Raw genomic sequence first — 24,121 nt, 5'->3', positions numbered from 1 at the left:
CTATGCACGGGGTAGGAATATCGAGACCCTTAGAGCAAAACTCGACCACGCCGAAGCGTGCCCGCGCATAGCCGCCGCAACTGATCTTACGGCCGCATGCAAACGGCCGTAAACCAGGCATTGACGCCAACGTAGCTCTAACGGTCTCGAGAGGTTCCTACACCCCACCACTGAATGGTCAGTGACCGCCAAAGACTATCGATGGAACTCACATCGCACCAGTTCATGAAAACCGTTAGGTTTTGAAGGAAAAGTCCTAGGACCCTGCCCGGAAAAACCGCAACAGCTCCAATCCACCAAATAAATTTGAGACTGAATGGCACAAAGGAAGAGCCTTGTCGATGGACCTTCCCCTCTAATGCCAAACAGCTCATGTGCCTCATTCAAAGCGCTGCTGAGACTTGCGAGGCGCTTGTAAATCGCCAACTGCTAGCTTCCTAATTATTTCCGAAAAAAATATCGAAATAAAATACAAAACCCAACCCGCGTAAAAGCTATTCTTTATTATTTTTTTATAGATTTTCTCGCTAGAGCGCCGATGATAATTTGAAATAATTAAAGACAAAAAGCTTATTGAGAACATCGTTAATGAAAATACCGGCATTAGTACTCCAAGCCCTGAAAACTCTACCATAAATGGTTGGCTGCGAGCGCCTCTAGGCAAAAGGAGATGCTGATGATAAATTGCGTACACTGAAAGCATTATAAAAACCAAAGAAACCCCACCGAGTATGACTTTTAATCGCAGCGGCGCCTCCTTCAACATATTAAAGCTTCCTGCCTCGTATATTTTTAATTGACATGAAAGACAGTGCCGACCTTCTATTAGCGATAAGCCCTCTCTATCCAGCACTCCACATTTTTTGCATTTCTTTACTCGGGGCTTCATTTGTTTTCGATCCATCTGTTCAGGCCGAGCAGCGAACGGGTGTAAATAATGGGCACACCACCAGGTCGGCTGCCCACTTTTCGACTAATGGAGGAGATCCGCTTTCCCTATTATGACCAGCAATACCATTGCAACGATAAGTCCGATAAAACTCCATTGCAGCATTACAAGCTGACGCTTAAGTGAGAGCGGGAAGCTATCTATGTCCTCAGCACTGGCTAGACCTCGCTTAAGGAAAAACCTAGGAAATGTAAGAATACTAGAGATGTTTCCTATCAACTGCATCCTGCCATAAAGGCTTGAACGTTTATATATGCCGAGAGTCAGGAGGGATGAGCTGCTTTTGAAGTGCGATGACATCAAGTCACCCTTAGTGTGACTCAGATACAAAGCTGCCCCAATGCACAGGAATTGGCCAATAATAACGAGACCACACACACTAATGAATATTACATCAGCGATAGTCATTTCATAGAGTCGTAAATTTTATCGCCAACCATTTCACCGAATGCACCGCCCAACTCTCCTCCAGCGTATGAACCGACTCCAACCACCAAAATACCGCATGCCAATGGCGCAAGGCCGGCTGTAGGTACACTTAGCCCGATGCAGAGAACTCCTACTAACGGAGCAGTTATCCCGCCTGCCAATGCACCGCCCCCAATCCCACCCGCAAAACTCCCCGCTTCCGTAAACCTGATTCGTTCGCAAGCTTCGGCACTTCCCGCCGTACACACTTCCTGTACCTTCATAGCCGACGCCCCTCCACCAATGGCCGTGCCGACCCAACCACCATACTTGAGGTACTTGGAAGCCCCGGCCACACCCTCAATGTGAGTAGCGTATCCCGGCATCTGCCCTACACCACCGGCTTCAGTCCAGCGATGAACCAAGCTGGGAGGCGAGAGGAACATTGCACGATTCAAATTGGGGTGGTCGGGGAAACCGATACCTTTGCGCGTCAGGCTTGTCAGGTGGATATCGAGTTGAGCGAGCAGCTTTTGGCGCTCTGCCAGAAACGTTGGTGAACTCAAGTGGCCATCGCGCAGAAATGAATGCTGATGCAACGCTTCGATTTTTCTCAGGGTGTCGCTGACGTTATCCAGATTGTTTTTGAGAATACTCGCGCCAACGCCTATTGCGGTCGAGCCATGGCCCAGGAAGGTCTGGATGGCATCACGGTGCTGCACCATGAAATCCGCCTCTTCCGGGCTGAGCGTTTCAAGCACTTGGTTGGTCCTGGCTGCCACGTCCATGAGCAGGGCTTCTTCACGGGTGCACTGGTAGTTATTGGGGTCGCTCAGCACGATCATCGAGCCGGCCTTGACGTCGCCCAGGTTGGGATTGAGCAGCTTGAATTTACCCATCACCGACGGGTCGCGCAGGGTGAACAGCGAGGCTTCAAGCTCTTCGCGCGTGGTGCTCTTCGGAACGATGTAAAAGCCTGGCTCTGCTGCTTGCGCGCTGTTGTCACGCATCGGCACGGGAGAGCTTGATGCAGGCGCGTAGCTGGATGATCGTGACACGACCGGAGCGCCGGTTGCAGCGGGCGAAGCCTGCCCTGTGGCGGCCCGCATGGTGTGTGTTTCCGCGCTGCGGTTGGACTCGTACTTCGCCGTGGACTGCGATGGGATAAGCCCGGCGTTGCAAGGACAACTACTGAAGCTATCCAGCGATCCCGCCACCATCCTGCCGTTGCTTTTGATGTATGAAACACCGCCAGTGATCACGTAGATTTTATTGTCTTTTCCGCAGGAAACCCGATCACCGTCGCGCGCATGGGCGAAGCCAAACATCATGATATGAGTATCGCCCTCCAAAACTTTGCCACCGCAAGTGGTCTCGTCACCTTCGCGAATGAAGTATCCCTTGGCCATTGCTGTTCTCCCTTTCTACGGCGCCTCAGTTATGAGAACGCGCCACTGTTAACGATGGATATCGCCGACTCGGGATGAGCGGCCTAACGCAAAGTACGTGGACGGAAAGGAAACTCAAGACAGCCGAGAAAATCAGGAAATTTCTCACGACCAATACTGAAAAGGACCACGGATATTGGAGGGCCAATGCTTGTTTTTTGGACTTGGCTAGCAAAAAAAAACGGCCCGCAACATAAAGCTGCGAGCCGTTCTTTTATCAGGATATGGGTAGAGTTCAACCCACCTCTCATCACTTGTTCAGGCGGTAATCACTCTCTGCAGCAGCAAAACGCTGGAACATGCCGGCAGTCGGCGTGCCCATTTTGCTGACGAAGTAGATCGCCAGGCTGGCGAAGATGAAACCAGGGATGATTTCGTACAGGCCCAGCAGTTCGAAGTGTTTCCACACGATCACGGTGATCGCGCCGACCAGGATACCGGCCAGTGCGCCGTTGCGAGTCATGTCTTTCCAGATTACGGAGATCAGCACGACCGGACCGAATGCGGCACCGAAACCGGCCCAGGCGTAGCTCACCAGACCCAGTACACGGTTTTCCGGGTTGGCCGCCAGTGCGATAGCAATCAGGGCAACCAACAGCACCATGGCACGGCCGACCCACACCAGCTCAACCTGGGAAGCGGATTTACGCAGGAAGGTCTTGTAGAAGTCTTCGGTCAGGGCGCTCGAGCACACCAGCAACTGGCAGCTCAGGGTACTCATCACCGCAGCCAGGATGGCCGACAGCAGGATACCCGCGATCCATGGGTTGAAGAGGATCTTGGCCAGTTCGATGAACACACGCTCGTGGTTCTCGGAGACTGCGCCAGCCATGTCCGGGTGCGCCGAGAAGTAGGCGATACCGAAGAAGCCGACAGCCACGGTGCCGCCCAGGCACAGGATCATCCAGGTCATGGAGATGCGACGGGCCTTGGCGATCGACTTAACCGAATCGGCAGCCATGAAACGCGCCAGGATGTGCGGCTGGCCGAAGTAGCCCAGACCCCAGCCCATCAGCGAGATGATGCCGATGAAAGTGGTGCCCTTGAGCATGTCGAAGTTGCTTGGATCTTGCGCTTCGATGGCCAGGAAAGTGGTGTCGACGCCGCCGGTGGCCAGCAGCACGATAACCGGCGTCAGGATCAACGCGAAGATCATCAGGGTGGCTTGTACGGTATCGGTCCAGCTTACAGCCAGGAATCCGCCGATAAAGGTGTAGGCAATCGTCGCCGCGGCACCGGCCCACAGCGCCGTCTCGTAGGACATGCCGAAGGTGCTTTCGAACAGACGGGCACCGGCCACGATGCCGGAAGCACAATAGATGGTGAAGAACACCAGGATCACGACCGCGGAGATGATCCGCAGCAGGCCGCTTTTGTCTTCGAAACGGCTGGCGAAGTAGTCCGGCAGGGTCAGTGCATCACCGTTGTGCTCGGTCTGCACACGCAGACGGCCGGCGACGAACAGCCAGTTCAGGTAGGCGCCGACGATCAGGCCGATGGCGATCCAGCTTTCGGAAAGACCGGACATGTAGATCGCGCCGGGCAAGCCCATCAACAACCAGCCGCTCATGTCGGAGGCACCGGCGGACAGTGCGGTCACAACGCTGCCCAGGCTGCGGCCGCCCAGAATGTAGTCGGAAAGGTTGTTGGTGGAGCGATAGGCCATCAAGCCGATCAGCACCATTGCTGCGATGTAGATCACGAACGTGATCAGGGTTGGATTGCTTACGCTCATTAAGTTACGCCCTGGCTTTGTTTTTATGTAGCGGCGGCTGGTGAACCGCTCGCAAACGCATACGTTTGACAGACGATCCGGATTCCCGCGCATTTATGACTGATGTTTCCCCAGGAAAGCCATCAGCCGGAGCACCCGGTTTTTTCCGGGTTGCACCTTGGGCGCGAATGCTATTCAACAAAGCAAATAAGGTGCAACCAGTTTCTCGAGAATAAGTTGCACCCAGTCGGAAATAAATTTCAAACCCGGTTTTTTGCTCCTTTTCGGAGCAAGAACGGAGGCTGACCAACCTAAAAAGCACCAAGCAGAGGCGGGACCGTGGTACCAGAATTTATTTCCTGACGAGCTGCGTAATATTCCGACAAAAAAAGGGTTGCACCCGGTTGCACCTCAACAGTCGCACGGCTAATCTTGCCGCCAGCTGATGCCACGCAGTCGTGGCAAACATGAGGATAAAAACATGGCTACCACCACCCTTGGGGTCAAACTTGACGACCCGACCCGCGAACGCCTCAAGGCCGCCGCGACCTCGATTGATCGCACGCCGCACTGGCTGATCAAGCAGGCAATCTTCAATTACCTGGAAAAACTCGAGGGTGGTGCAACCCTGTCCGAGCTGAACGGTTTGACCAAGGATTCCGACGACAGCGTCGATGCGCCTCTGGATCACGCCCACCAGTGCTTCCTCGAATTCGCCGAAAGCATCCTGCCGCAATCGGTACTGCGCGCCTCGATTACCGCCGCCTACCGTCGCCCTGAGCCGGAAGTCGTGCCGATGCTGATCGAGCAGGCTCGCCTGCCGGCACCAATGGCCGAGGCCACCAACAAACTCGCCGCCTCGATTGCTGAAAAACTGCGCAACCAGAAGAGCGCCGGCGGCCGTGCCGGCATCGTTCAGGGCCTGCTGCAGGAATTCTCCCTGTCGTCCCAGGAAGGTGTGGCGCTGATGTGCCTGGCCGAAGCGCTGCTGCGCATCCCGGACAAAGGCACCCGCGACGCCCTGATCCGCGACAAAATCAGCACCGGCAACTGGCACCCGCACTTGGGCAACAGCCCGTCGCTGTTCGTCAACGCCGCCACCTGGGGCTTGCTGCTGACCGGCAAACTGGTCGCCACCCATAACGAAGCCGGCCTGACGTCGTCCCTGAGCCGCATCATCGGCAAGAGCGGCGAGCCAATGATCCGCAAGGGCGTCGACATGGCCATGCGCCTGATGGGCGAACAGTTCGTGACCGGCGAAACCATCGCCGAAGCCCTGGCCAACGCCAGCAAGTTCGAAGCCAAGGGCTTCCGCTATTCCTACGACATGCTGGGTGAAGCCGCACTCACCGAGCACGACGCCCAGAAATACCTGGCCTCGTACGAACAAGCCATCCACTCGATCGGCAAAGCCTCCCACGGTCGCGGGATTTATGAAGGCCCGGGCATTTCGATCAAGCTGTCCGCCCTGCACCCACGCTACAGCCGCGCCCAGTACGAGCGCGTGATGGACGAGCTGTACCCGCGCCTGCTGTCGCTGACCCTGCTGGCCAAGCAATACGACATCGGCCTGAACATCGATGCCGAAGAAGCCGACCGCCTCGAACTGTCGCTGGATCTGCTCGAGCGCCTGTGCTTCGAGCCGCAACTGACTGGCTGGAACGGCATCGGCTTCGTGATCCAGGCTTACCAGAAGCGTTGCCCGTACGTAATCGACTACGTGATCGACCTGGCTCGCCGCAGCCGTCATCGCCTGATGATCCGCCTGGTAAAAGGCGCGTACTGGGACAGCGAAATCAAGCGCGCCCAGGTCGAAGGCCTGGAAGGCTACCCGGTCTACACCCGCAAGGTGTACACCGACGTTTCCTACATCGCTTGCGCCCGCAAGCTGCTGTCGGTACCGGAAGTCATCTACCCGCAGTTCGCCACGCACAACGCCCACACCCTGTCGGCCATCTATCACATCGCCGGTCAGAACTATTACCCGGGCCAGTATGAGTTCCAGTGCCTGCACGGCATGGGTGAACCGCTGTACGAACAGGTTGTAGGCAAAGTCTCCGAAGGCAAGCTGAACCGTCCGTGCCGCGTGTACGCTCCGGTCGGCACCCACGAAACCCTGCTGGCGTACCTAGTACGTCGTCTGCTGGAAAACGGCGCGAACACCTCGTTCGTCAACCGTATTGCCGACCAGTCGATTTCGATCCAGGAACTGGTGGCCGATCCGGTAGCCAGCATCGAGCAGATGGCGACCGTGGAAGGTGGTTTCGGCCTGCCGCACCCGCGCATTCCGCTGCCACGTGACCTGTACGGCTCCGAGCGCGCCAACTCCAGCGGCATCGACATGGCCAACGAACATCGTTTGGCGTCCCTGTCCTGCGCCCTGCTCGCCACCGCGCACAACCACTGGAAAGCCGCGCCGATGCTCGGTTGCGCCTCCAGCAGCGAAGCGCCGGCACCGGTCCTGAACCCGTCCGACCTGCGCGATGTGGTCGGCCATGTGCAGGAAGCGACCGTCGAAGACGTCGACAACGCGATCCAGTGCGCCCTGAACGCTGCACCGATCTGGCAGGCCACGCCGCCCGCCGAACGCGCTGCGATCCTGGAACGCGCCGCCGATCTGATGGAAGCCGAGATCCAGCCGCTGATGGGTCTGCTGGCCCGCGAAGCCGGCAAGACCTTCGCCAACGCCATCGCCGAAGTGCGTGAAGCCGTGGACTTCCTGCGTTATTACGCAGTGCAGGCACGCAATGATTTCACCAATGACGCTCACCGCCCGCTGGGCCCTGTGGTGTGCATCAGCCCGTGGAACTTCCCGCTGGCGATCTTCAGTGGCCAAGTGGCTGCTGCGCTGGCCGCTGGTAACCCTGTATTGGCCAAGCCTGCGGAACAGACTCCGCTGGTCGCGGCTCAGGCCGTGCGCCTGCTGCTCGAAGCCGGCATTCCGGAAGGCGTGCTGCAACTGCTGCCGGGTCGCGGTGAAACCGTCGGTGCCGGCCTGGTCGGCGACGATCGCGTCAAAGGCGTGATGTTCACCGGCTCCACCGAAGTCGCTCGCCTGCTGCAACGCAACATTGCCGGCCGCCTGGACAGCCAGGGCCGTCCGATCCCGCTGATCGCCGAAACCGGCGGCCAGAACGCAATGATCGTCGACTCCTCGGCGCTGACCGAACAAGTCGTGATCGACGTGGTTTCCTCGGCCTTCGACAGCGCTGGTCAGCGATGCTCGGCCCTGCGCGTCCTGTGCTTGCAGGAAGATTCCGCTGACCGTGTCATCGAAATGCTCAAGGGCGCGATGGCCGAAAGCCGTCTCGGCAACCCTGAGCGCCTGTCCGTGGACATCGGCCCGGTCATCGACGCCGAAGCCAAGGCTGGCATCGAGAAGCACATCCAGGCCATGCGCGACAAAGGTCGCAGCGTGTACCAGGTGGCCATCGCCGACGCTGAAGAGGTCAAACGCGGCACCTTCGTGATGCCGACCCTGATCGAACTGGAAAGCTTCGACGAGTTGCAGCGGGAGATCTTCGGCCCGGTGCTGCACGTGGTGCGCTACAAGCGCAAGGACATCGATCAACTGATCGGCCAGATCAACGCTTCCGGCTACGGCCTGACCCTGGGTGTGCACACCCGCATCGACGAGACCATCGCCAAGGTGATCGACAACGTCAACGCCGGTAACGTCTACGTCAACCGCAACATCGTCGGTGCAGTGGTCGGTGTGCAGCCATTCGGCGGCGAAGGCCTGTCGGGTACTGGCCCGAAAGCCGGTGGTCCTCTGTATCTGTACCGACTGTTGTCGACCCGTCCTGCGGATGCGATCGAACAATCCTTCGCTCGTGGCGATGCTGCCGCAGCACCGGACGTTCGCCTGCGCGACACCATGAGCAAACCGCTGAACGCCCTGAAAGCCTGGGCCGACAGCCACAAGTTCGCCGATCTGAGCACCCTGTGCGTACAGTTCGCCGCGCAATCGCAAAGCGGCATCACCCGCGTTCTGGCAGGCCCGACCGGTGAGCGCAATAGCTATGCGATCTTGCCGCGCGAGCACGTACTTTGCCTGGCGGAAGTGGAAGGCGATCTGCTGACTCAACTGGCGGCGGTCCTGGCTGTCGGTGGTTCGGCGGTATGGCCGGAAGCCGACATGACCAAAGCCTTGTTCGCACGTCTGCCGAAGGATATTCAGGCGCGCATCAAGCTGGTTTCCGACTGGAACAAGGACGAAGTGGTGTTTGATGCGGTTGTGCATCACGGCCACTCCGACCAGTTGCGTGCGGTGTGCCAGCAGGTTGCCAAGCGTGCTGGCGCCATCGTTGGTGTGCAGGGTCTGTCGCAGGGCGAAACCAACATTGCGCTGGAGCGTTTGGTGATCGAGCGGGCGTTGAGCGTTAACACGGCTGCGGCGGGTGGTAATGCCAGTTTGATGACGATCGGCTAAACCGCAACACGACCGGGCAGTTACGGCTGCCCGAGTTTTAAAAGCAAGATCAAAAGATCGCAGCCTTCGGCAGCTCCTACAGGGGATCGCATTCCAATGTAGGAGCTGCCGAAGGCTGCGATCTTTTGCTTCTGTATCACGCACATCAATCATCCTGTTCAGTCTTTATTCCCACGCCTAGACTCGGCCCATTCCAATAAAAGGTAGGTCGCCATGTCCGAGACGTTGCTCAGTTCCCGCAATCTGGCTTTCGAGCTGTATGAAGTCCTCGATGCCGAGGGCCTGACCCAGCGTGAGCGTTTCGCCGAGCACAATCGCGAGACCTTCGATGCGGCCATTGGCACCGCCCGCAGCATTGCCGAGAAGTTCTTCGCCCCGCACAACCGCAAGGGCGACGAGAACGAGCCGCGCTATGAGAACGGTCAGGCGATTCTGATTCCAGAGGTGAAACCGGCGGTGGATGCCTTCCTCGAAGCCGGTTTCCTCAACGCCGCGCGCAGTTTCGACGCTGGTGGCATGCAACTGCCTACCTTGCTGTCCCAAGCCTGTTTTTCGCACTTCCAGTCCGCCAACGCGGCTTCGACCTCGTATCCGTTCCTGACCATGGGCGCGGCCAACCTGATCGAAAGCTTCGGCACTGACGAACAGAAGCAGCGCTTCCTGCAACCGATGATCGACGGGCGCTTTTTCGGCACCATGGCCCTGACCGAACCCCACGCCGGCTCGTCACTGTCGGATATTCGTACCCGCGCGGAACCTGCGTCCGACGGCACTTATCGCCTCAAGGGCAACAAGATCTTCATTTCCGGTGGCGATCACCCGCTGTCGGAAAACATCGTGCACATGGTGCTGGCCAAGCTGCCGGACGCACCAGCCGGGGTGAAGGGCATTTCGCTGTTCATTGTGCCGAAATTCCTGGTCAACGATGACGGCAGCCTCGGCAAACGCAACGACGTGCTGCTCGCCGGTCTGTTCCACAAGATGGGCTGGCGCGGCACCACCTCTACCGCGCTGAATTTCGGCGATAACGGAGAATGTGTCGGCTATCTGGTGGGCAAGCCGCACCAGGGCTTGAGCTATATGTTCCAGATGATGAACGAGGCGCGCATCGGCGTCGGCATGGGCGCGGTGATGCTTGGCTACGCGGGCTATCTGTATTCGCTGGAATACGCCCGCGAGCGTCCGCAGGGTCGCGTGCCGGACAGCAAGGACCCGAACACCGCGCCGGTGGCGATCATCAATCACGCCGACGTCAAGCGCATGCTGCTGACACAAAAGGCCTACGTCGAAGGCTCGTTCGACCTCGGCCTGTACGCAGCGCGGCTGTTCGATGACACCACGACCCTTGCGACCGAAACCGAACGCAAACAGGCCCATGAACTGCTGGACCTGCTGACGCCGATCGTCAAATCCTGGCCGTCGGAGTTCTGCCTGAAGGCCAACGAACTGGCGATCCAGATCCTCGGCGGCCACGGCTACACCCGCGAATACCCGGTGGAGCAGTATTACCGCGACAACCGCCTGAACCCGATCCACGAAGGCACCCACGGTATTCAGTCACTGGACCTGCTGGGTCGCAAACTGGCGCAGAACGGCGGCGCGGGACTCAAGCAACTGATCCGCCTGATCGCCGACACTGGCGAGCGAGCACAGGCGTTTGACTCATTGACGCCGCTGCGTGAACCGCTGGAAAAACTGGTTGCTCGTTTGCAAACCGTGACCATCGGCCTGCTGACCGACCTGGCCCAAGGCAAGGTCAACAGCAGCCTGGCGAACTCGGCGTTGTACCTGAAGGTGTTTGGTCACACGGTGATTGGCTGGCGCTGGCTGGAGCAGGCGATCCGTGCCGAGGAAGGTTTGGCCAAGGGTAGTGCGGCGGATGTGAGCTTCTATAAAGGCAAGCTGCAGGCGGCGCGGTATTTCCTGACGTGGGAAGTACCGGGCTGCCACCATGAGCTGGCGATTCTTGAGGCGCGGGATGATGTTTGCCTGGGGATGCAGGATGAGTGGTTCTGATCAGGTATAGATTGGTGTAATGGCCACAAAAAAGATCGCAGCCTTCGGCAGCTCCTACAGGGTGTATATCAGATCCATGTAGGAGCTGCCGAAGGCTGCGATCTTTTGATTTTGAGCTTCTAGCTCAGCTTGAATCCCCCCATCTGCCGCGCCAGATCATCCGCCAAGCGCTGCAACGTCTGGCAAACATCCCGACAGGCCCTGACCTCCCCCGCCGTCGCCCGGGCCAGATCGGAAATGCCCTGCACGTTACGGTTGATCTCTTCTGTCACCGCCGATTGCTCTTCCGTCGCCGTCGCCACCTGATGGTTCATGTCGCTGATGCGCTCGACCTGCCCGGTAATCGCGGTCAACGAAGCCCCGGTGCGCTGGCTCGACTCAACACCCGTGCCCGTCGCCGCTTGCCCCGAATGCATCGAGGACACCGCATTCTCCGCGCCTTGCTTGAGGCTGCCGATCATCTGCTGGATCTCGTCGGTGGATGACTGTGTGCGTCGCGCCAACGTCCGCACTTCATCGGCCACCACGGCAAACCCGCGCCCCATGTCCCCGGCCCGCGCCGCTTCGATAGCGGCGTTGAGCGCCAGCAAATTGGTCTGTTCGGAAATCCCGCGAATCACCGCCAGCACCTGATCGATGGACGCCACCTGATGCGCCAACTCACCCACAGCGCTGGCCGCGATGCCGATTTCGTCAGACATGCTTTCGATATGGCGGATCGAGCCACCCACCACTTCCCGCGCCTGCATCGCCTCATCCCGAGCGGTTTGCGACGCGACTGCTGCGTTGCCGGCATTCTGCGCGATTTCCTGAACGGTCAGGCCCATTTCATGGACAGCAGTGGCGACCATGTCGGTCATTTCCTGCTGGCGACCGGAACGTTCAGCGGTGTTATCCACAACCTTGGCCACCTGAACCACCGCCGTGCGCAGGCGTTCACTGGTGGTCAGCACTTCACCAATCATGTCGCGCTGGCTGTCCAGGAACCGATTGAACCCACGGGCCAGGTCGCCCAGCTCATCGGCACGGCTGGAATCTAACCGGTGGGTCAAATCTCCACCACCGCTACCGATGGCAACCAGTGCCGCTGTTACCTGACGAATCGGCCGTACCAACCCACGGGCCAGCAGTACTACCAGCAACAGGCACACCAGCGCGACAGCCAGGCCGATCCCGCTGCTCATCCACATGGCGCGGCGGGCTTCGGCGTAGATCTGCGACTGTGGCACTTCGGCCACCAGGGTCCAGCCGAGATCGCGCAGCGGCAAGCTCAACGCCAGATAATCTTCGCCATCACGCTGGAAGCCACTGTTGGTGGCGGACGCTTTGGAGGTAGAGAGTTGACCCATCACCGCTTGCGCTGCCGTAGCACCAATCTGCTCGGCCAAGGTACGTTTGCCGCTGAATTGCGCCTCGGGATGCACCTGGATCAAACCATCCGAACGCACGAGATAGACCTTGCCGCGCTCTCCGAAGCTGAAGTTGTGGATCAGCTCCGACAGCTCTTTCATGCTCAGGCCAAGACCCGCAACACCAACGATTTTGCCCGCCTGCTCCACCTTGAGATCGATGAAAAGCGCCAATTCTCCGGTCGCCGTGTCATTGTCGATATTGAGGGTGCGCGGCTGGTTGCTGTCGAGGAACGAGTAGAACCAGGCGTCTTTGGGATTGGAACGACTGAGGGTGCGGTCCAGGCCTTTTTCGCTGATGTAATGGCTGGACGCGGTGCCGATGATCAGCGCGGTAAAGGCTTTGTACTCGGCGCGGATGCCTTCCAGGTACTGCGCGAAGCTTGCGGTTTGGGCACTGTCTTCACCCCCGGCCAACCAGTTGCGCACCATGCTGTTGCTGGCAATGTCCTTGGCGGCGGTGAGGGGTTGAACGAGGACCCGCTCGATATCGTTGCGCATCGCTTCGATGCTCGACGGCAAGGCTTGCTCGACCAGATAGCTCTGGGCGAGGCGGTTGACCACCAGGGTATAAATGCCAACCACGATCAGGATACTGACGAGCAGAGCGGTGCCCATGCTCAGGATCAACTGCCATTGAATACTGCGTCGCCAGAACTGCATGGAGCACCCCCAAAGAATAAGAGGCTGAAACACTGCAACAGCCGTGCCGATTGTATACAAGCCAACCGACAATTTATTCTTTGGTTGTGCGCAAAGCCGATCAGGCCTGATTGATCGTCTTGGAAATCACTTCAACCGTGGCGCTGACTTGCTCTTGGTAACGGTCGAGTTCGAGCTTGTGCTGCTTCTGCATTTCGATCTGCTGGGAGCACAGATTCATCGCCGCCAGCACCAGCAGTCGGTCACCGATCAGCGTCGGGTACTTCCTCTTGGTTTCGGCCAGGGCTGCCTTCAACATCATCGCGGCGTCCAGCAGGGTCTGTTCTTCCCCGGCCGGTGCCTTGATCGAATAGTCCTCCCCCAGGATCGAGACGACTTTTACCCCTGCGGCGTTGTAACTCATGCGCTGACAGGGCCTGCGCTGACGCGCTCAACCAGGGCCTGGATGCGAGCCGCCGTGGCGCCTTGCTTTTCTTCGTGCTCCATCAGGCTCAGTTGCAGGCTTTCGTTTTCATCTTTGGCCTGGGCCAGTTCCGCGGCCAGGTTCTGGTTCTGTTGCACCAGGTCGCTGACCAGTTGTTCCAATTGGCTAAGGGATGCTTCCAACATTTTGATTTTTCCGGGCATTTTCAAAGGGCGCGTACGATAAAGAAAAGTCACCCTGGATGCCAGGGTTATACAGGCGCAAAGCCTTGATTTTGCTGACGGGCAACCTTCCTCGCGAGTTTTAAAGACTGTGATTGGCCAATCTGGTTCCTGCACTTCGTCGCCACAAGGTGCAACCGGTGGAAACGAGACGCGCTCAAGACCTCAGTCCGGCGCTCTGTGATGACACAAAACCTTTTTGACAGCATCACATTTCAACAGGTTAGAATCGCTGGCACGCAGACTGCATGGTCAGTTTGCGCCCGCCTTTCAGCTTTTTGGAGTACTGCCTTTGAATGCGACGACCATCAACAGCCTGTTCTTGATCGGCGCGTTGCTGGTAGGTGCAAGCATTCTGGTGAGCTCACTTTCGTCCCGCCTCGGCATCCCGATTCTGGTGATCATCCTGGCCGTCGGCATGGTGGCCGGTGTCGATGGCGCCGGCATTCTTTTTGATAACTACCCCACGGCTTATCTGGTCGGCAACCTCGCACTGGCAGTGATCCTGCTCGACGGTGGCTTGCGCACCAGGGTGTCGAGTTTTCGCGTGGCGTTATGGCCGGCGCTCTCTCTGGCCACGGTCGGCGTGCTGATTACCACCGGGCTGACCGGCATGGCGGCCGCATGGCTGTTCAACCTGAATCTGATCCAGGGCCTGCTGATCGGCGCCATCGTCGGCTCCACCGACGCCGCCGCGGTGTTCTCGCTATTGGGTGGCAAGGGCCTGAATGAACGGGTAACCGCCAGCCTTGAAATCGAATCCGGCAGTAACGACCCGATGGCGGTGTTCCTCACCGTCACCCTGATCGACATGCTCGCCAGCGGCCAGACCGGCCTGCACTGGAGCCTGCTGACCCACTTGCTGCGCGAGTTCGGTATCGGCGGCGTCATCGGTCTCGGTGGCGGTTGGCTGATGCTGCAATTGGTCAACCGCATCAATCTGGCCACCGGTTTGTATCCGATTCTGGTCATCGCCGGCGGGTTGGTCGTCTTTGCCCTGACCAACGCCCTGCACGGCAGCGGCTTCCTGGCGGTGTACATCTGCGGCCTGGTGATCGGCAACCGTCCGGTGCGCAGCCGCCACGGCATCCTGCACATGCTCGACGGCATGGCCTGGCTGGCGCAGATCGGCATGTTCCTGGTGCTGGGGCTGCTGGTGACGCCTCACGACCTGCTGCCTATCGCCTTGCCGGCACTGGCCCTGGCGCTGTGGATGATTCTGTTTGCCCGGCCACTGTCGGTGATGGTTGGCCTGCTGCCGTTCAAGGCATTCCATGGTCGCGAAAAGGCTTTCATTTCCTGGGTCGGCCTGCGCGGCGCGGTCCCGATCATTCTCGCGGTGTTCCCGCTGATGGCCGGCCTGCCCAACGCCCAGCTGTACTTCAACCTCGCGTTCTTTATCGTGCTGGTGTCGCTGCTGGTTCAGGGCACGAGCCTGCCATGGGTCGCCAAGCTGCTAAAGGTGACGGTGCCCCCGGAGCCGGCGCCCATCTCCCGCTCGGCCCTGGAAGTACACGTCACCAGCGAGTGGGAGCTGTTCGTCTATCGCCTCGGCGCGGAAAAATGGTGCATCGGTTCACCCCTGCGCGAGCTGAAAATGCCCGAAGGCACCCGTATCGCCGCTTTGTTTCGTGGCCAACAATTACTCCATCCGTCGGGTAGTACGGTACTGGAAGTCGATGATTTGCTGTGTGTTATCGGCCATGAACACAACCTGCCGGCCCTCGGAAAACTCTTCAGCCAAGCGCCGCAACGGGGCCTCGATCTGCGTTTCTTCGGCGACTTCGTACTCGAAGGAGACGCCCAGCTGGCCGCGGTTGCGGCACTGTATGGCCTGAAGGTCGAAGGCATCGATCCGGACATGTCCCTGGGCCACTTCATTGCCCAGAAGGTTGGCGGCGCGCCGGTGGTGGGTGACCAGGTGGAATGGAACAACACCATTTGGACCGTGGCCGTCATGGACGGGAACAAGATCGGTAAAGTGGGCGTCAGATTCCCCGAAGGAAGTCGCCCGGGCCCCGGACTCTTCCTCTAAACTGCTTCCACTCTCACTTGCTTGACCGGTCTTTATGCCTAACCTGCGCTCCATTTTCGCCATTGCCCTTTTGGGTTTGAGTCTCTCTGTCGGCACCCTTGGTTTATCGCAAGCGGCGCAAGCGGCCGAACCGCCTTCCAGCGAAGCCGTGCAAGCGAGCCTGGACAAGATTGCCGACCGCAAACTGCCGGAAGCCGATCAGAAGGCCCTGCAATCGGTCCTGCAAGGCACGCTGAACCAGCTCAACAACAAGCGCGACTACGAGCAGAAGCTGATCGCGCTCAAGCAGCAATTGAGCAGTGCGCCCAAACAGACCATCGAGAACCAGCGTGAACTGACCCGCCTCAAGGCCAGTTCCGTGGTGCCGGTGGCGCAGCGTTTCGCCAAGGAACCGATCCAGCAGCTGGAACAATTGCTCACCGAGCGCTCCACCCAGCAAAGCGACCTGCAAAAGGCCCTGGCCGATGCCAACAGCCTGATCATCACCGCCCAGACCCGCCCCGAGCGCGCCCAGGCGGAGATATCCAGCAGCCAGACGCGCATTCAGCAGATCAACAACACCCTCAAGAACGGCAAAGACGCCGGCAAGACCCTGAGCCCCGAGCAGCGCGACCAGCTCAATGCCGAGCTGGCAGCGCTGAACGCCCTGATCCCGTTGCGGCGCCAGGAACTGGCCGGCAATACCCAGTTGCAAGACCTCGGCAACAGCCAGCATGACCTGTTGTCGGAGCGGTCCGACCGCCTGGATCGGGAAATCCAGGAACTGCAAACCCTGATCAACCAGAAGCGCCTGGCGTTGTCCCAGGAAACGGTCACCCAGCAATCCATCGAAGCGCAGAAGGCCGGCGGCAGCAGCCTTTTGGCCACCGAAAGCGCGGCCAACCTGAAGCTCTCGGACTACCTGCTCAAAAGCACCGACCGCCTGAACGAAGTCACCCAGCAGAACCTGCAGACCAAGCAGCAACTGGACAGCCTGACCCAGAGCGATGCGGCCCTGGACGAGCAAATCAACGTGCTCAAAGGCAGCCTGCTGCTCTCGAAGATTCTCTACAAACAGAAACAGGCGTTGCCGCGCCTGCGGCTCGACCGCAACCTGGCCGACCAGATCGCCGACATTCGCCTGTATCAGTTCGAAGTCAGCCAGCAACGGGAATTGCTGAGCAACCCGACCACCTACGTCGAAAACCTGCTGTCGACCCAACCCCCCGAGCAAGTCACGGCGCAGCTGCGCAAAAGCCTGATGGAGCTGGCCACCACCCGCGCCGACCTGCTGGAGCGACTGAACCGCGAGCTGAGTGCGGTGCTCAATGAATCCATCACCCTGCAACTGAACCAGAAGCAATTGCTCAGCACCGCGCAAAGCCTGCGGGCGACCCTGGATGAGCAGATGTTCTGGATTCCCAGTAACAAGCCGCTGGACCTGGAGTGGATTCACAGCGTGCCGGATCGCCTGCAGCGGCAACTCGACTCGCTGCCGGTACTGTCAAGCCTGAGCGAACTGACCGACGGCCTGACCCAGCGCCCACTGCTGTTCCTGCCACTGGCCCTGCTGATCGGCGCGTTGCTGTGGCGGCGCAAGAATCTGTACGCGCGACTGAACAAGGTTCACCAGGACATCGGTCACTTCAAGCGCGATAGCCAGTGGCACACGCCGCAGGCGATTCTGATCAACATTCTGCTGGCGATGCCGGTTTCCCTGGGCCTCGCCTTGTGCGGGCTGGCCTTGCAGATCGACGCCCGTGGACAGAACGCCAATATGGGCGCGGCGCTGCTGCAAATGGCCGGGGCCTGGCTGGTGTTCTACACCGCCTACCGGATCCTCGCGCCAGGTGGTGTGGCAGAACTGCATTTCCGTTGGGAAAAGCCCCAGGTGGAATTCCTGCGCAGATGGATCCGCCGCCTCGGTATCGTGGTGATGGCACTGGTGACCGTCGTCGCCGTTGCCGAACTGCAACCGGCGGCACTGGCCGATGACGTGCTCGGCATGCCGGTGGTGCTGATCTGCTACGCCTTGATGACCTTGCTGCTCAGCCGCCTGCTCAGCAGCAGCCCGACCCACGAAAACGCTTCGCTGTTCCGCAAACTGGTGGGGGTCCTGTTCACCGCCCTGCCCGTCGCCCTGTTCGTGGCGGTGTGCTTCGGCTACTACTACACCGCGCTGAAGCTCAGCGACCGTTTGATCAACACCCTGTACCTGCTGATGTTCTGGCTGGTGATCGAAGCCACCTTCGTGCGCGGCCTCAGTGTGGCGGCGCGGCGCCTGGCCTACCAGCGCGCCCTGGCCAAGCGGCTGGCCGCCAAAGAGGCCGGCGATGGCGAAGCGGTGATCGAAGAACCGACGATGGACATCGAGAAGGTCAACGAACAGTCCCTGCGCCTGATCCGCCTGGCACTGCTCGGCGGCTTCATGGCGGCACTGTATTGGGTCTGGGCCGACCTGATCACGGTGTTCTCGTACCTGGACAACGTCACCCTCTACGAATACACCAGCGGTACCGGCGCCAACATGAGCATGGTACCGATCAGCATCGGCGACATGCTCGGCGCGCTGATCATCATCGGCATCACCTTCGCCCTGGCGCGCAACCTGCCGGGCTTGCTCGAAGTGTTCGTGCTGTCGAAGCTGAATCTTGCCCAGGGCAGCGCCTACGCCACCACCACACTGCTGTCTTATGTGATCGCCGGCGTCGGTTTCGTCTCGACGCTGTCGACCCTCGGCGTGAGCTGGGACAAGCTGCAGTGGCTGGTGGCGGCCCTGTCGGTCGGCCTCGGTTTCGGCATGCAGGAGATCTTCGCCAACTTCATTTCCGGCATCATGATCCTGTTCGAACGCCCGGTGCGGATCGGTGACACCATCACCATCGGCAACCTGTCGGGCACCGTGAGCAAGATTCGCATCCGTGCCACGACCATCACCGACTTCGACCGCAAAGACATCATCGTCCCGAACAAGACGTTCATTACCGGGCAACTGATCAACTGGTCGCTGACCGACACCATCACCCGGGTGACCCTCAAGCTCGGCGTCGACTACGGCTCGGACCTGGACCTGGTGAAAGAGCTGCTGCTCAAGGCCGCACGGGATAACCCGCGCGTGCTGAAAGACCCGGAACCCCACGTGTACTTCCTCAACTTCGGCGAAAGCACCCTCGACCACGAGTTGCGCATGCACGTGCGCGATCTCGGCGACCGCAACCCCGTGCTCGACGAGGTCAACCGCTTCATCAACCGCGAATTCAAGAAGCAGCACATCAACATCTCGTTCCGGCAGATGGAGGTCTACCTCAAGAACCTGCACGGCCAGGAATACAAGATGGTGCCGATCGAACCGGAAGCGAAAACCATCGTGCCGATCGTCGACGGCAAGCCAGCGCAAGAACCGCCCGCCGCCAAACTCGACTAACCGGACTTTCCCCAGCAGAATGCTCGGACATTCTGCTGGAGCCGGCCCTTGAAAGCCCTCGACGAACTCACTTTCGATAACCGCTTCGACCGCCTGGGCGATGCGTTTTCCGCCCATGTGCTGCCCGAGCCCATCGATAATCCGCGCCTGGTCGTGGCCAGCCCCGCCGCCATGGCGCTGCTGGACCTCGACCCGGCCGTGGCCGAAACCCCGGAGTTCGCCGAACTGTTCAGCGGCCACAAGCTCTGGGCCGACGCAATTCCAAGGGCGATGGTCTATTCGGGGCATCAGTTCGGTTCCTACAACCCGCAACTGGGCGACGGTCGTGGCCTGTTGCTCGGCGAGGTGTACAACGAGGCCGGCGAACACTGGGACCTGCACCTAAAAGGCGCCGGCCAGACGCCGTTCTCGCGCATGGGCGATGGTCGGGCGGTACTGCGTTCGTCGATCCGCGAATTCCTCGCCTCCGAAGCCCTGAACGCGCTGAATATCCCGACCACCCGCGCCCTGTGCGTGATCGGCTCCGACACCCCGGTGTGGCGCGAAAAACAGGAGCGCGCGGCCATGGTCCTGCGCCTGGCGCCGAGCCATGTGCGCTTCGGGCACTTCGAATACTTCTACTACACCAAGCGCCCCGAGCAGCAGAAAGAGCTGGGTGATCACGTGCTGGCCATGCATTTTCCGCAGTGCCTGGAACAACCGGAGCCGTACCTGGCGATGTTCCGCGAAGTGGTGGAGCGCAATGCCGAACTGATCGCCAAATGGCAGGCGTATGGCTTCTGCCACGGGGTGATGAACACCGACAACATGTCGATCCTGGGCATCACCTTCGATTTCGGCCCGTTCGCCTTCCTCGACGACTTCGACGCCAACTTCATCTGCAACCACTCCGACGACCAGGGCCGTTACTCCTTCAGCAACCAGGTGCCAGTTGGCCAGTGGAACCTCAGCGCCCTGGCCCAGGCCCTGACGCCGTTCATCAGCGTCGAAGCCCTGCGCGAAACCCTCGGCCTGTACCTGCCGCTGTTCCAGGCTCATTACCTGGACCTGATGCGCCGCCGCCTCGGCCTGACCACCGCGGAGGATGACGACCAGAAATTGCTGGAGAACCTGCTGCAACTCATGCAAAACAGCGGCGTCGACTACAGCCTGTTTTTCCGCCGCCTGGGTGATGAAGCACCGGAACAGGCCATCACCCGCTTGCGTGATGACTTCGTCGACCTCAAGGGCTTTGATGCCTGGGGCGAACTCTACGTCGCCCGGGTGGCACGTGAAGGCACGCTTGATCAACAGCAGCGCCGCCAGCGGATGCACGCGGTCAATCCGCTGTACATCCTGCGCAACTACCTGGCGCAGAAGGCCATCGAGGCGGCGCAGAACGGCGACTACTCGGAAGTCCGCCGGCTACACGCCGTGCTGAGCAATCCGTTCGAGGAACAACCGGGGATGCAAAGCTACGCCGAGCGACCACCGGAATGGGGCAAGCACCTGGAGATCAGTTGTTCGTCGTGAGGCACTGCACGATTGAAAATCTGCAGTCCTGTCTCCAGATAAGGATCATTCGCTTTCGACTGGACGTTTTGTCATGACCGACCCACTCCTCATCCCCTGCCCCCACTGCAACGGCCTCAACCGCATTCCCGCCGAGCGCCTGAACGACCACCCGAAGTGCGGGCGCTGCAAGGCTGAAGTCCTGCTGAGCAAACCGTTTGAATTGAAACAAGGCGACTACGCCAGCCAGATCAAGGGCGATCTGCCGCTGCTGGTGGATGTGTGGGCGGACTGGTGCGGGCCGTGCAAGTCGTTTGCACCGGTGTTCGAGCAGGCGGCCGGGCAACTGGTGGGCAAGTGCCGACTGGCCAAGCTGGACAGCGAGGCGAACCAGCAGTTGTCGGCGCAATTGGGGATTCGCTCGATTCCGAGCCTGATCCTGTTCAAGAACGGCCGGGAAGTCGCCCGGCAGAGCGGGGCTTTTCCGTTACCGCAGTTGATGAGCTGGTTGCGTAGCCAGGGGATCTGAGACTGCCCGGAAAGATCGCAGCCTGCGGCAGCTCCTACAAGGACATCAGCGCCCAATCTGTAGGAGCTGCCGCAGGCTGCGATCTTTTGATCTTCAGGCGTTTTCCAGCAGGTTGTGCAACTCGACAAACTGCTGGGTCAGCTTGTGCCGCGGGTCGAGATGGATCAGTGGCGTATTGGCCTGGTGGGATTCGCGCATGCGTACCGAGCTGGCCAGGTACACCGGCAACACCGGCAGGCCTTCGGCGATCAACTCATCGAGAATCTGCTGGGGCAGGCTGGCGCGGGCCTGGAACTGGTTGACGACAATGCCTTCGACTTCCAGGCCTTCGTTATGGTCGTCCTTCAACTCTTCGATTTCCGCCATCAGGCCATACAGTGCCTGGCGTGAAAAGCTGTCGCAATCGAAGGGAATCAATACACGATCAGCGGCAATCAACGCTGAAACCGCATAGAAGTTCAGCGCGGGCGGGGTATCGAGGTAAATCCGGTCGTAGTCTTCGCTCAGCTCTTCAAGCAACTTACGCAGCTTGTTGATCTTGTGCTTGGCTTCAAGTTTTGGCTGCAAGTCCGCCAGTTCGGCGGTGGCGGTAATGACATGGAGGTTATCGAAGGGGGTTTCGTAGATGTCGACCTGATTCTTTTTGGAGAACGGCCCGGAAGACAGCGTCTGCTTGAAGAAATCGGCGATGCCCATCGGGATATCGCTACCGGTGAGCCCCGTCAGGTACTGAGTGGAGTTGGCCTGGGCATCGAGATCCACCAACAAGGTGCGAAAACCCTCGCTGGCACTGACCGCCGCCAGATTGCAGGCAATGCTGGATTTGCCAACGCCACCTTTCTGATTGAACACCACGCGCCGCATGTCAAAACCTCCGTGTATCAAAGAATGACCGAGTGTAGTGGTCCCCGGCATGGCTACGCTACCTCACCAGTGCAAGGACTACACAGTCAGTTGCCTTCTCCTGCTTGAAAGGCCCTGAACAGCCCGGCGATTCGACGCCAGAACTGACAGACGGAGTCATAATTCTGTGAATAATTACCAATCGTTCAATTTTTGCGAGCCAGTCGCTTCATCTTGCTGAGCAAAATGTAACCAGCATTTGCTACACGTTCCCGGCACCGGGATAATGCGCGCCACTCGGCGCCAAACGCCACGCAGGGTAAGTCCCGGCTTTCGGCCACTCCCCCGCGTCAAGTAAGCCCGTGAGGGTGGAATGAATGTCTGTGATCAACTTCAACATCGCCCAATGGCGCGCCTGGGCCCCTGGGCTTGATAGCGTGTCCGATTGGCAGGCCTGGTGCCGACAACCGGTTGTGCTGCCGGACAGCGATGCCGCTCCCGACGTTTCCTTTCTGCCGGCCATGCAGCGTCGGCGGCTCAGCCGTCTGGCGCGCATGGCATTCAGTGTCGGCTGGCCATTGGCCGAAGGTCGGCAGGATCTGCCATTGGTCTTTGTTTCCCGTCACGGCGAAACGCCCCGCACGATCGAGATCCTCAGCGACTTGGCCACCGATCAACCGCTGTCGCCAACCCGCTTCAGCTTGTCGGTGCATAACGCGATCATTGGCCTGTGGTCGATCATGCGTGGTGAAACCAGCGAAATGACCGCCCTGGCCGCCGCAGGCGATGGCCTGGAACATGGCATGCTCGAAGCTGCCGCGCTGCTGGCTGAAGGCGCTGGCGCGGTACTGCTGGTAGTCACCGAAGAGCGGCCGCCCGAGGCTTACTCGACCTGGATCGACGACGTACCGTTCCCTTATGCCGTCGGCCTGCTGATCACGCCCGGCACCGACTGGCGGTTGTCCCTGAACAGCCCCCCGGATGCGTTGTCCAAATCCCGCTGGCCCCACGCGCTGAATCTGCTGCGTACGCTGCTCGGCCAGCAAACCACCTGCCAACATGCCTGGAAAAATCGTGTATGGACCTGGCAACGCAACCCGTGACCGAGAAAAACCGCGACGCCTACCACTGGCGCTTGCTGGCCACCGCCGCGAGCTTTGCCCTGTTCGGGTTGGGCGGGCTGTGCCTGCGCCTGGTGATTTTCCCTGTGCTGAACTGCCTGCCGGGCGACGCCCGGACCCATCGGCTGCGGGCCCGGCAAACGGTCAGCCGCTGTTTCTGGATTTTTGTGCGTTTTATGGCCCGTACCGGGGTACTGACCTATAACATTGAAGGCGCGGAAAAACTCGGTCGTCCCGGGCAAATGATCATTGCCAATCACCCATCGCTGATCGACGTGGTCTTTCTGATCGGTCTGGTGCGTCACGCCAACTGCGTGGTCAAGCAAAGCCTCTGGGAAAACCCTTTCACTCGCGGGCCGCTGCGCTGCACCGAATACATCAGCAACGACGGCAGCATGGACATGCTCGACGCGGCTGCCGACGCGCTGAAAGACGGCCAGACCCTGATCATTTTCCCGGAAGGTACGCGCACCCGACCCGGCCAGCCGCCGGCCTTTCATCGGGGCGGCGCGGCAATCGCCCTGCGGGGTGCGAAAATCCTCACCCCGGTCATTATCAAGGTCAGCCCGACCACGTTGACCAAGGCCGAGCCCTGGTATCGCATCCCCAAGCGGCGCGTGCACTTCAGTTTTCGGGTCGGGGCCGATATAGACCCACAGACCTTCGCCACGCAGGGGCCGGCTCCGCAGGCCTCGCGCAAGCTCAACGATTATCTACATTCTTACTTTATTAAGGAGCTCGCCGAAGATGAGCGATCTGCACCGTGATATCAAAATGCTTATCATCGACGCCCTTGGCCTGGAAGACATCAGTGCCGACGACATCGGCAATGAGCAGACCCTGTTCGGCGAAGGCCTGGGCCTGGACTCGGTGGACGCCCTGGAGCTGGGCCTGGCCATCCAGAAAAAATACGGCATCAAGATCGACGCCGATGCCAAGGACACGCGCAATCACTTCAGTAACGTGGCGAGCCTTGCGGCGTTCGTCATTGCAAAACAGGCAGCTTGAGACCGGA

General features: G+C 59.6%; 16 protein-coding genes and 1 pseudogene. 9 read left to right on the top strand and 8 right to left on the bottom strand.

Translation table 11 applies throughout. The features are described 5' to 3' along the window. Nucleotides 1-379 precede the first annotated feature (379 nt). The 3 genes from ACM6IT_RS14985 to putP all read right to left on the bottom strand — a co-directional run bounded on the left by ACM6IT_RS14985 (nucleotide 380) and on the right by putP (nucleotide 4,540). A complete protein-coding gene (locus ACM6IT_RS14985) occupies nucleotides 380-766 on the bottom strand; it encodes a hypothetical protein (RefSeq protein ID WP_414918251.1) in 387 nt (128 codons plus the stop codon). A 587-nt stretch (nucleotides 767-1,353) separates the two neighbouring features. Next, entirely contained in the window at nucleotides 1,354-2,766 is a 1,413-nt protein-coding gene (locus ACM6IT_RS14980) for a PAAR domain-containing protein (protein WP_414918250.1), read from the bottom strand. A 289-nt stretch (nucleotides 2,767-3,055) separates the two neighbouring features. Beyond that, nucleotides 3,056-4,540, bottom strand: a complete 1,485-nt coding sequence (gene putP, locus ACM6IT_RS14975; RefSeq protein ID WP_414914196.1) for a sodium/proline symporter PutP — start codon at nucleotides 4,538-4,540, stop codon at nucleotides 3,056-3,058. Between the two features lie 460 nt (nucleotides 4,541-5,000). Between putP and putA the strand changes: the two genes are divergently transcribed. Further along, the gene (gene putA, locus ACM6IT_RS14970) at nucleotides 5,001-8,951 is read left to right on the top strand and encodes a trifunctional transcriptional regulator/proline dehydrogenase/L-glutamate gamma-semialdehyde dehydrogenase (RefSeq protein ID WP_414918249.1); all 3,951 of its coding nucleotides are present in this window, start codon (nucleotides 5,001-5,003) and stop codon (nucleotides 8,949-8,951) included. Between the two features lie 213 nt (nucleotides 8,952-9,164). Continuing rightward, the gene (locus ACM6IT_RS14965; RefSeq protein WP_409078554.1) at nucleotides 9,165-10,967 is read left to right on the top strand and encodes an acyl-CoA dehydrogenase; all 1,803 of its coding nucleotides are present in this window, start codon (nucleotides 9,165-9,167) and stop codon (nucleotides 10,965-10,967) included. Between the two features lie 119 nt (nucleotides 10,968-11,086). Here the strand turns inward: ACM6IT_RS14965 and ACM6IT_RS14960 are convergent, their stop codons facing one another. The 4 genes and pseudogenes from ACM6IT_RS14960 to ACM6IT_RS14945 all read right to left on the bottom strand — a co-directional run bounded on the left by ACM6IT_RS14960 (nucleotide 11,087) and on the right by ACM6IT_RS14945 (nucleotide 13,648). After that, a complete protein-coding gene (locus ACM6IT_RS14960; protein WP_414914298.1) occupies nucleotides 11,087-11,818 on the bottom strand; it encodes a methyl-accepting chemotaxis protein in 732 nt (243 codons plus the stop codon). 132 nt (nucleotides 11,819-11,950) lie between these two features. Continuing rightward, nucleotides 11,951-12,994, bottom strand: a pseudogene (locus tag ACM6IT_RS14955) (cache domain-containing protein); the annotation flags it as partial. 145 nt (nucleotides 12,995-13,139) lie between these two features. Beyond that, nucleotides 13,140-13,442 carry a cell division protein ZapA gene (locus tag ACM6IT_RS14950; protein WP_007981180.1) on the bottom strand — a complete coding sequence of 101 codons (303 nt, stop codon included), beginning with the start codon at nucleotides 13,440-13,442 and terminating at the stop codon, nucleotides 13,140-13,142. Beyond that, entirely contained in the window at nucleotides 13,439-13,648 is a 210-nt protein-coding gene (locus ACM6IT_RS14945) for a hypothetical protein (RefSeq protein ID WP_056725587.1), read from the bottom strand. The genes ACM6IT_RS14950 and ACM6IT_RS14945 overlap by 4 nt, the downstream gene beginning before the upstream one ends. 328 nt (nucleotides 13,649-13,976) lie before the next feature. Here ACM6IT_RS14945 and ACM6IT_RS14940 point away from each other — a divergent pair, with 328 nt between their 5' ends. The 4 genes from ACM6IT_RS14940 (at nucleotide 13,977) to trxC (ending at nucleotide 21,142) form a co-directional block, all read left to right on the top strand. After that, a complete protein-coding gene (locus ACM6IT_RS14940; RefSeq protein ID WP_056725589.1) occupies nucleotides 13,977-15,719 on the top strand; it encodes a potassium/proton antiporter in 1,743 nt (580 codons plus the stop codon). Between the two features lie 34 nt (nucleotides 15,720-15,753). After that, nucleotides 15,754-19,122: a mechanosensitive channel MscK gene (gene mscK, locus ACM6IT_RS14935; protein ID WP_414914193.1), complete on the top strand. Its 3,369-nt coding sequence runs from the start codon at nucleotides 15,754-15,756 to the stop codon at nucleotides 19,120-19,122. 48 nt (nucleotides 19,123-19,170) lie between these two features. Then, a complete protein-coding gene (gene selO, locus ACM6IT_RS14930; protein WP_414918248.1) occupies nucleotides 19,171-20,634 on the top strand; it encodes a protein adenylyltransferase SelO in 1,464 nt (487 codons plus the stop codon). 73 nt (nucleotides 20,635-20,707) lie between these two features. Then, entirely contained in the window at nucleotides 20,708-21,142 is a 435-nt protein-coding gene (gene trxC, locus ACM6IT_RS14925) for a thioredoxin TrxC (protein WP_223541753.1), read from the top strand. A gap of 93 nt (nucleotides 21,143-21,235) precedes the next feature. Here trxC and ACM6IT_RS14920 read toward each other — a convergent pair whose 3' ends face one another. Continuing rightward, nucleotides 21,236-22,006, bottom strand: a complete 771-nt coding sequence (locus tag ACM6IT_RS14920; RefSeq protein WP_015093167.1) for a ParA family protein — start codon at nucleotides 22,004-22,006, stop codon at nucleotides 21,236-21,238. 356 nt (nucleotides 22,007-22,362) lie between these two features. On the opposite strand from ACM6IT_RS14920, the gene ACM6IT_RS14915 reads away from it, so the two are divergent. The 3 genes from ACM6IT_RS14915 to ACM6IT_RS14905 are packed head-to-tail and all read left to right on the top strand — an operon-like array spanning nucleotide 22,363 to nucleotide 24,114. Then, complete coding sequence (locus ACM6IT_RS14915; protein WP_414914190.1) at nucleotides 22,363-23,088, top strand: beta-ketoacyl synthase chain length factor; 726 nt, start codon at nucleotides 22,363-22,365, stop codon at nucleotides 23,086-23,088. Further along, entirely contained in the window at nucleotides 23,064-23,873 is an 810-nt protein-coding gene (locus ACM6IT_RS14910) for a lysophospholipid acyltransferase family protein (RefSeq protein WP_223541755.1), read from the top strand. The genes ACM6IT_RS14915 and ACM6IT_RS14910 overlap by 25 nt, the downstream gene beginning before the upstream one ends. After that, on the top strand, nucleotides 23,854-24,114 hold the full coding sequence (locus ACM6IT_RS14905) for a phosphopantetheine-binding protein (RefSeq protein WP_056725601.1): 261 nt from the start codon (nucleotides 23,854-23,856) through the stop codon (nucleotides 24,112-24,114). The genes ACM6IT_RS14910 and ACM6IT_RS14905 overlap by 20 nt, the downstream gene beginning before the upstream one ends. Nucleotides 24,115-24,121 lie beyond the last annotated feature (7 nt).

Origin of the sequence: Pseudomonas sp. IT-P4 (assembly GCF_949767755.1) — a bacterium.
GTDB classification, from domain to species: domain Bacteria; phylum Pseudomonadota; class Gammaproteobacteria; order Pseudomonadales; family Pseudomonadaceae; genus Aquipseudomonas; species Aquipseudomonas monachiensis.
Note: the sequence above shows the minus strand (reverse complement) of the source record. Positions and strands in the feature narration are given on the sequence as shown.

Bases quoted from the DNA above. Each gene is read 5' to 3' on its own strand.
- ACM6IT_RS14985 (WP_414918251.1), bottom strand. From the start codon at position 766: ATGTTGAAGGAGGCGCCGCTGCGATTAAAAGTCATACTCGGTGGGGTT.
- ACM6IT_RS14980 (WP_414918250.1), bottom strand. From the start codon at position 2,766: ATGGCCAAGGGATACTTCATTCGCGAAGGTGACGAGACCACTTGCGGT.
- putP (WP_414914196.1), bottom strand. From the start codon at position 4,540: ATGAGCGTAAGCAATCCAACCCTGATCACGTTCGTGATCTACATCGCA.
- putA (WP_414918249.1), top strand. From the start codon at position 5,001: ATGGCTACCACCACCCTTGGGGTCAAACTTGACGACCCGACCCGCGAA.
- ACM6IT_RS14965 (WP_409078554.1), top strand. From the start codon at position 9,165: ATGTCCGAGACGTTGCTCAGTTCCCGCAATCTGGCTTTCGAGCTGTAT.
- ACM6IT_RS14960 (WP_414914298.1), bottom strand. From the start codon at position 11,818: ATGGTCGCCACTGCTGTCCATGAAATGGGCCTGACCGTTCAGGAAATC.
- ACM6IT_RS14950 (WP_007981180.1), bottom strand. From the start codon at position 13,442: ATGAGTTACAACGCCGCAGGGGTAAAAGTCGTCTCGATCCTGGGGGAG.
- ACM6IT_RS14945 (WP_056725587.1), bottom strand. From the start codon at position 13,648: ATGTTGGAAGCATCCCTTAGCCAATTGGAACAACTGGTCAGCGACCTG.
- mscK (WP_414914193.1), top strand. From the start codon at position 15,754: ATGCCTAACCTGCGCTCCATTTTCGCCATTGCCCTTTTGGGTTTGAGT.
- trxC (WP_223541753.1), top strand. From the start codon at position 20,708: ATGACCGACCCACTCCTCATCCCCTGCCCCCACTGCAACGGCCTCAAC.
- ACM6IT_RS14920 (WP_015093167.1), bottom strand. From the start codon at position 22,006: ATGCGGCGCGTGGTGTTCAATCAGAAAGGTGGCGTTGGCAAATCCAGC.
- ACM6IT_RS14915 (WP_414914190.1), top strand. From the start codon at position 22,363: ATGTCTGTGATCAACTTCAACATCGCCCAATGGCGCGCCTGGGCCCCT.
- ACM6IT_RS14910 (WP_223541755.1), top strand. From the start codon at position 23,064: ATGGACCTGGCAACGCAACCCGTGACCGAGAAAAACCGCGACGCCTAC.
- ACM6IT_RS14905 (WP_056725601.1), top strand. From the start codon at position 23,854: ATGAGCGATCTGCACCGTGATATCAAAATGCTTATCATCGACGCCCTT.